The 7,297-nt window shown below is 57.9% G+C and carries 7 protein-coding genes; all 7 read left to right on the top strand.

All coding sequences use genetic code 11. The annotated features are described in order from the left end of the window. The first annotated feature begins 53 nt into the window (after nt 1-53). Nucleotides 54-377, top strand: coding sequence for a flagellar transcriptional regulator FlhD (flhD, locus tag EDC26_RS09505; RefSeq protein WP_132581874.1), 324 nt, complete (start codon nt 54-56; stop codon nt 375-377). A 26-nt stretch (nt 378-403) separates the two neighbouring features. Beyond that, nucleotides 404-955, top strand: coding sequence for a flagellar transcriptional regulator FlhC (gene flhC, locus EDC26_RS09510; protein WP_132581876.1), 552 nt, complete (start codon nt 404-406; stop codon nt 953-955). Between the two features lie 617 nt (nt 956-1,572). Further along, complete coding sequence (gene motA / locus EDC26_RS09515; RefSeq protein WP_132581878.1) at nt 1,573-2,463, top strand: flagellar motor stator protein MotA; 891 nt, start codon at nt 1,573-1,575, stop codon at nt 2,461-2,463. Beyond that, the gene (gene motB / locus EDC26_RS09520; protein WP_132581880.1) at nt 2,460-3,434 is read left to right on the top strand and encodes a flagellar motor protein MotB; all 975 of its coding nucleotides are present in this window, start codon (nt 2,460-2,462) and stop codon (nt 3,432-3,434) included. Before motA ends, motB begins: the two co-directional genes overlap by 4 nt. A 32-nt stretch (nt 3,435-3,466) precedes the next feature. Beyond that, a complete protein-coding gene (gene cheA, locus EDC26_RS09525; RefSeq protein ID WP_132581882.1) occupies nt 3,467-5,557 on the top strand; it encodes a chemotaxis protein CheA in 2,091 nt (696 codons plus the stop codon). Then, nucleotides 5,550-6,050 carry a chemotaxis protein CheW gene (locus tag EDC26_RS09530; protein WP_132581884.1) on the top strand — a complete coding sequence of 167 codons (501 nt, stop codon included), beginning with the start codon at nt 5,550-5,552 and terminating at the stop codon, nt 6,048-6,050. Before cheA ends, EDC26_RS09530 begins: the two co-directional genes overlap by 8 nt. Nucleotides 6,051-6,110: 60 nt before the next feature. Continuing rightward, a partial coding sequence (locus EDC26_RS09535; protein WP_132581886.1) for a Tar ligand binding domain-containing protein occupies nt 6,111-7,297 on the top strand: 1,187 nt, incomplete at its 3' end.

Here is a 7,297-nt window from a genome sequence, read left to right on the forward strand (position 1 = left end):
TTGATCCTTTTTGTATTGGATGTGGGCGATTAGCCTAGTTAAAAGGAGGTGTTATGTCTGGTGCCGAAAGTACGTCGCTTGGCGATATTTGCGAAGTCAATTTGTCGTATCTGATACTCGCTCAACGCTTGTTGCGGGATAACTATGCGGCAGGCATGTTTCGCCTGGGCTTTAGCGAAGACATCGCCAACATTGTCTTGCGTCTGTCACCCTCGCAATTGGTCAAGCTGGCCGGTTCCAGTTCTTTGATCTGTGGGTTCCGCCTGCGCGATCATGATTTGTTGTCGATCCTGGCTCCGGATGTACTGGGCGGCGTTTTGCAGCAGGCCCATTCCACCATTCTGCTCTCGCAGAATTCCGTAGAACAAGTTATCTAGCATTAATCAGGTTGCAGGTATCGTTTATGTCAGTAAAGAGTGTTGCCAAAGACGCCGAGGAAATACTCCTGGCGACCGATATGATAGAACTGGGCGCCCGTCTGCAAGTGTTGCAGGCTGAAACCTCCCTGAGCTACGACCGTCTGGCCAGGCTGTATCGCGAGATAAGAGGGTGTTCGCCGCCCAAGGGCATGCTGCCGTTTTCTGTCGATTGGTTCATGACCTGGCTGCCCAATATCCATTCCAGCCTGTTTTACGGCGTGTACAAATTTCTGGATACGCATACGCCCGCCAAAAAAGCGCGCGCCTTGATCGAAGCCTATCGCCTGTATCTCGAGCAGGCCATCACCGATGCGGGTAATGCCGCCGACGGTCCGGTGCTTAGCTTTACCCGTGCCTGGATGCTGGTTCGTTTTTTCGATAGCGGCATGTTGCAGCAGTCCCGCTGCGTGACCTGTGCGGGAGAATTCGTGGCGCACGCGCATGATCCCGATCATGATTTTGTCTGCGCCATTTGCCGCCCGCCGCCACGGGCCGGGAAAACCCGGGCTCGGCAATCGGCCGTGTGCAATCCCTAGAGTATTTTTGGTCGAACGATATACGGCACTGGACGTGTAGGTATTTGAAGACGCCGTCTATGGGGGCCGGGAATTCACTTGCCGGCAGCCTGCCTTTCTTTGTCACGTTGCTCGCAGTCTGTCTCTATCATGTTGCCCGTAGACCTCCATCGAACGAACACCCGCCGGCCCTCACATCCCCCGATGCATGTCACCAGCGCAGCCGCAGGGCGAGGGGTGGGTACCGTCCGGTCATTCGGCCAGCGCCGGGTGCTGACGAAGGGAAGGCGGGGGCTGTCGGCGGGCCATGTTTGAGTGGAGCCGCGCCAGCGGCGTAGCGAGTTTGGCCCGACGCCCGCCTGGACGAGGCAGACCCGGGCAGTCGGAGCGCGCAGCGCCCCGACCGCTGGACGGACCGGACGGTACCCACCCCTCGCCCTGCGGCGTCTTAAGAAAATACCTCGATGTGCTGTTCGGCTAATTTGAATGCACAAACTAGCCAAACAGCACACTGGACGTGCCTCGACAGACAATGTTCAGAGGATTGATTTAGGGTGGAAAATCCCCTTTGACAATCGCTTTTGAATGCCCGGAAAGAGTGATCATTACCGCTGCATTGTTTTAGCAAGGGCATTGTTGTGTTCATCGCTTTTGGGTTTCTGGTTGTCCTGGGGTCTGTATTTGGCAGCTATGCCGCATTAGGCGGGCATTTCGGCGCCCTGTTTCAGCCGTTCGAGTTTGTGCTGATTGCCGGGGCAGCGCTGGGAGCCTACATCTCCGCCAATAGCGGCAAATCGGTCAAGCTGCTGTTGAACGCGCTGCCTGGGGTACTGAAGGCGTCGCCCTACAACAAATCGATGTACATGGAGCTGATGGCGTTGCTCTATGTCATTTTGAACAAGGCCAGACGCGACGGCCTGATGTCGATCGAGTCGGACATCGAAGACCCCAGCGCCAGCGCCTTGTTTAGCGAATACCCACGCATCTTGCGCGACGCCAAGCTGGTCGAATTCATTACCGATTACCTGCGGATCATGATCAGCGGCAACATGAGCGCGTTCGAGATCGAAACGCTCATGGATCAGGAAATCGAGGCCTTTCAGCACGAACGCAGTATCCCTTCCCATTCCCTGCGGGACGTGGCCGACGGTTTGCCGGCATTCGGGATTGTGGCGGCGGTGCTGGGGGTTATCAAGGCCCTGGCCTCGGTGGATCAGCCGCCGGCCATTCTCGCCAATTTGATTTCCGAAGCCATGGTGGGGACTTTCCTGGGAATTTTGCTGGCCTATGGCTTTGTGGCGCCGCTGGCTGCCTCGGTCGAGCGGCGCATGGTGAGCTCGGTCAAAGTTCTGGAGTGTATCAAGGTGACGCTGCTGGCCAGCATGAATGGCTACCCGCCGCCGCTGGCGGTGGAGTTCGGACGCAAGGTTTTGTATTCGTCGGTGCGGCCTTCGTTTCTGGAGCTCGAGGAACATGTGCGGCAGACCAAGTCGGGCGCGGCCAAAAAGGTTGATGGGCCGGCGTTATGAATCCGTCGGGCTCGGATCGCGTCGTTATCCGGCGCAAGCGCGCGCCCGCGGCCGGCGCGCACGGGGGCAGCTGGAAGATTGCCTATGCGGATTTCGTGACCGCAATGATGTCGTTTTTTTTGGTGATGTGGCTGATTTCGATCGTGCCCACCAAGGACCTCAAGGCCATCGCCGACTATTTCCGCATGCCGCTCATGACCGCCGTAACCGGGGGGGCAAAGGTGGATTCGAGTTCGACCGTGATTCCCGGTGGCTCGCCCAGTGTCATTCCCAATAAAGAGCCGCTGCCGCCCAAGCCCGATCACGGGGATCGCCAATCGGAAGGCGACAAGCAGGACACGCGCCGGCTGGAGGATCTGAAAGGTCAGCTCGACAACCTGATCAAGTCGGACCCCGTTCTGAAGGAATTTCGCCCGCAGCTATTGCTGGATATGACGCCCGACGGTCTGCGCATTCAGATTATCGACCGGCAGAATCGGCCCATGTTTACCACGGGCAGTGCTCAGGTTCAGCCGTATATGAGCGCGATTCTGCACGAACTGGGGCCGGTCTTCAACGAATTACCCAATACGATCAGCATATCGGGCCATACGGATGCGCAGCCCTATGCGGCGGGCGGCCGTGAATACAGCAATTGGGAGCTTTCGGCCGATCGCGCCAATGCGGCGCGCCGGCAGTTGATTTCCGGAGGGATGGTTGAGACAAAGGTCAAGCGCGTCCTGGGCCTGTCGTCGTCAGTAAGCCTGATTAAAGATAATCCCAACGCTGCCGTTAACCGACGTATCAGTATTGTTGTGTTGAATCGCCGTGCCGAGCGTCGTATCGATGAACAGAATGCAGCGGGCGAGTCGGCTTTGAAGTTGAAGCGCGCGCTGGAGTCAAACTTGCTGCTTGAGCCTTCCTTGCCCGAAAGTGCGACCAAGGCGCTCCTTCCGCAGGGAGCGCCTGTGCGTGTTCCTGCAATGCATTAGCCGGCGCCGGGCGGTCGTTAAAAGGAGCGGTCATGAGTGATGCGGGTGTCGACCTGAGTCAGTTCTTCGAGACATTTTTCGATGAAGCCGACGAGTTGCTCGTCGAAATGGAGCGTTTGCTGCTGGAGCTGGACATCGCCCACCCCGATGCGGATCAGCTCAACGGCATCTTTCGCGCTGCGCATTCCATCAAGGGGGGGGCCGGTACCTTTGGTTGTTTTGGCTACCTGGCCGATACCACGCATCTGCTTGAGAATTTGCTGGATTTTTTACGCCGCGGCGAAATGCCATTGCGTAAAGACATGATAGACCTGTTTCTGGATGCCAAAGACGTGTTGACCGATCAGATAGCGGCGTACCGCAGCGAGCAAGAGCCCGATGCGCAGGCCTACGAGCGCATAGGCGCCCAGTTGCGCGAGCTGGCCCGGGAGCAGTCCTCGGCTCAGGCTGCCCCTGCTCCGGCGTCGGCCCCCTTGGCGGCCTCCACGCCCGGCACCGGGGCGCCATCGCCTGTGTTGCCGGGCGCACCGGTTTTGCAGGTGCGTATCGATTTGCGCCAGCTCGGCGCAAGCGACGCCGATGCGCTGCTGGCCGAAATGGCGATCATGGGCGAAGTCCTGCAGCATGAATTAAACGATAAGGTGTTGCGCCTTAGTCTGCAAACAACCTGTTCGGCCGACGACATCGAGGCGGTGTGCTGTTTTATCGTCAATCCCGACCAGATTCAAATCACGCAACCGGGCGTCTTGCCCAAACCGAATGAAGGCGTAGACACCGCAGCGGCGACGAATAATGCGTCTGCCGGTGGGGAATCCGGAACCCAGGCGCCTTCGCCGACGGCCGCATCAAGCGCCGCGCCCACGCCCGCGCGTGGCGCCGACCACCCCGGCGCAGCCTCATCCAGGGCAGGCAAGGAGTCCGGCACGATTCGGGTTGGGGTCGAAAAGGTCGATCAGATCATCAACCTGGTCGGCGAGCTGGTGATTACGCAGGCGATGCTAGTGCAAACGGCGTCCACGCTCGATCCGGTGCTTCACGATCGCCTGCTCAACGGTATTGAACAGCTCGAACGCAATGCCCGGGCCCTGCAGGAATCGGTCATGTCGATACGCATGATGCCCATGGATTACGTATTCAGCCGCTTCCCCCGGCTGGTGCGCGAGAGTGCGTCCCGATTGGGCAAGCAGATCAATTTGCAGACCTATGGGCACGCCACGGAACTCGACAAGAGCCTGATCGAACGCATTATCGATCCGCTTACCCATCTGGTGCGCAATAGTCTGGATCATGGCATAGAGACGCCCGAAAAACGGATAGCCGGCGATAAGAATCCGGAAGGACAGATCACCCTGTCGGCGCAACACAGCGGTGGGCAAATCATCATTGAAGTGTCCGACGACGGCTGTGGCCTGAACCGCGAGCGCATCCTCAAAAAAGCCGCGCAGCAAGGCATTGCCGTCAGCGACAACGCCTCCGATGAGGAAGTCTGGCAGCTCATTTTCGTTCCCGGGTTTTCAACGGCCGAGCAGATCACCGACATTTCCGGGCGAGGCGTGGGGATGGATGTGGTGCGGCGCAATATCCAGGGCATGGGCGGACATATCCAATTGTCTTCACGCCCCAATCAGGGCACGACGACCCGCATCATATTGCCCTTGACTTTGGCCATTCTCGACGGCATGTCGGTACGCGTCGGTGCCGAGACCTTCATTTTGCCGCTGGGCCATGTGATGGAGTCGATGCAGCCTACCGCCGATCAGATACACAATATTTCCGAAGACGAGCATGTTCTGCACGTACGCGGCGAATATCTGCCGCTGGTGGCCCTGCACAAGGTGTTTTCGGTGGAAAACGCCCAAACCGAAATTTCACAGTCGATAGCCGTGGTTCTGCAGGCCGACGACGTACGCTTTGCGCTGCTGGTTGATCATCTGATCGGGCAGCATCAGGTGGTGGTTAAAAACCTTGAATCCAATTATCGAAAAATACCGGGTGTGTCGGCCGCCACGATTTTAGGCGATGGCAGCGTCGCCCTGATTGTCGACGTGTTTGCGCTGCTGCGCGTTACGCGCGAGCTGGCGGCCAAAGAGATCAAAGGAATTATCGGAGAACGCAATGATTAACAAGTTTGATTTCAATTCAAACCGGGCCGATGATACGGGCCGGGAATTTCTCGTTTTTACGCTGGCGGCCCAGGAATACGGCATCGACATATTGAAGGTTCAGGAAATCCGCGGCTACGACAGTCAAAGCGTGACGCGTATCGCCAATGTTCCATCCTTTATCAAGGGCGTCACCAATCTGCGCGGCATCATCGTCCCCATTGTCGATATGCGGATCAAGTTCAATCTTGAAAATGTCGAATACAACCACCAGACCGTCGCGGTGATATTGAATCTGGGCTCGCGGGTAGTCGGCGTCGTGGTCGATGGCGTCTCCGATGTGCTCATGCTGCAGCAGTCGCAAATCAGTGCAGCGCCGCAGTTCGGCACGGCTTTTTCCACCGAATACCTGACCGGCATCGGCACTCTGGGCGAGCGCATGCTGATTCTGGTCGACATTGAAAAACTCATGACCAGCGAAGAAATGTCGCTGGTGGAACAGGCGGCGGCTTGAGCGGGGCGCAAAGTGAAGCATAGAGATAGGTCGGAACGATTTTTGTAAGGCTGTGAGACCATGCGTGGAAAATTGAAGTTGCCCCAATTGAAAGTTCGCACCAGCTTGATCCTGGTGCTTGTTTTCTTTTTGTTCATGCTGGTGACGGGCGCGGCGGTGGGGGTCTATTCGCTGCGCGCCAACAATCAGTCTTTGACGCGGGTGGTTCAGATGCAACGGGCCCACGCCGTGATCGGCGAGGCCGTCGATCATTACAAAAACGTGCAGTCTTTGCTGGGCCAGGTGCTGGCGAGCTATATCGTAAGTAAGGATAAGCAGAAAACGGCCGATGCACCTGCCGCGGCGGATGCCGATGGCTCGGCCAGCCCTCTGGGCAGCAACGCGAGCGGATATATCAATGAGGCGCGCAAGGAGCTCGTTCGGTCCCAGGTGGCTTTTAAGAATTTCCAGGGCTTGACCAAAGGCATGGACGACACGGATGGATGGTATCGCAGAACGAGCGATGCCTACCTCGACTTGACGAAAAATGGCGTCAAGCCGCTGATTGATCTGCTTGAAAAGGGCAAGCTGGGCGATTACGAAACTTTTCTTTCGTCCACCGCTTCCTACATGGGCGACAACCTGAAGCTCGCCCTGAATAATCTCAACATGTACCAACAGGACACGATCGATGGCACCTATGAACGTGAAGTTCAGGTATTTGTGTGGGTGATCCGGGCGGTAGCTCTGGCGATGGTGGTGGCGATCCTGATTGCACTCTTGGCTTATGTGTTCCTGGGGCGCATGGTGTTGCGTCCCTTGCGCTTGGCTGGGGGACATTTTGACCGGATAGCGGGAGGGGATTTAACGGAGCGCATTGAGGTGAAGACGCGCAACGAGATAGGGGTGTTGTACGAGTCGCTCAAGCGGATGCAGGAGAGCCTGACGCGCACGGTGACGGCGGTGCGCACGGGGGTGGAGGAGATCACGCTGGGGTCGCGGGAGATATTCATGGGCAATACGGACTTGAGCAGCCGCACGGAGCAGCAGGCGGCATCGTTGCAGCAGACGGCGGCGAGCATGGAGGAGCTGGCGAGCACGGTGAGGCAGAATACGGAGCACGCGCAGCAGGCCGATACGCTGGCGCAAGGGGCCTCGGAGGTGGCGCAGCGTGGGGGGCGTGCGGTGAGCGAGGTGGCGGGGACGATGGAGGAGATTTCGACGAGTTCGAGCAAGATAGCGGAGATCGTGGGGGTGATAGACGGGAT

Source organism: Paralcaligenes ureilyticus (assembly GCF_004346225.1).
In the GTDB taxonomy this organism is placed as follows: domain Bacteria; phylum Pseudomonadota; class Gammaproteobacteria; order Burkholderiales; family Burkholderiaceae_B; genus Paralcaligenes; species Paralcaligenes ureilyticus.

Excerpts from the sequence above, each read along its gene's own strand:
- motB (WP_132581880.1), top strand. The coding sequence starts at position 2,460 with ATGAATCCGTCGGGCTCGGATCGCGTCGTTATCCGGCGCAAGCGCGCG.
- cheA (WP_132581882.1), top strand. The coding sequence starts at position 3,467 with ATGAGTGATGCGGGTGTCGACCTGAGTCAGTTCTTCGAGACATTTTTC.
- EDC26_RS09530 (WP_132581884.1), top strand. The coding sequence starts at position 5,550 with ATGATTAACAAGTTTGATTTCAATTCAAACCGGGCCGATGATACGGGC.
- flhD (WP_132581874.1), top strand. The coding sequence starts at position 54 with ATGTCTGGTGCCGAAAGTACGTCGCTTGGCGATATTTGCGAAGTCAAT.
- flhC (WP_132581876.1), top strand. The coding sequence starts at position 404 with ATGTCAGTAAAGAGTGTTGCCAAAGACGCCGAGGAAATACTCCTGGCG.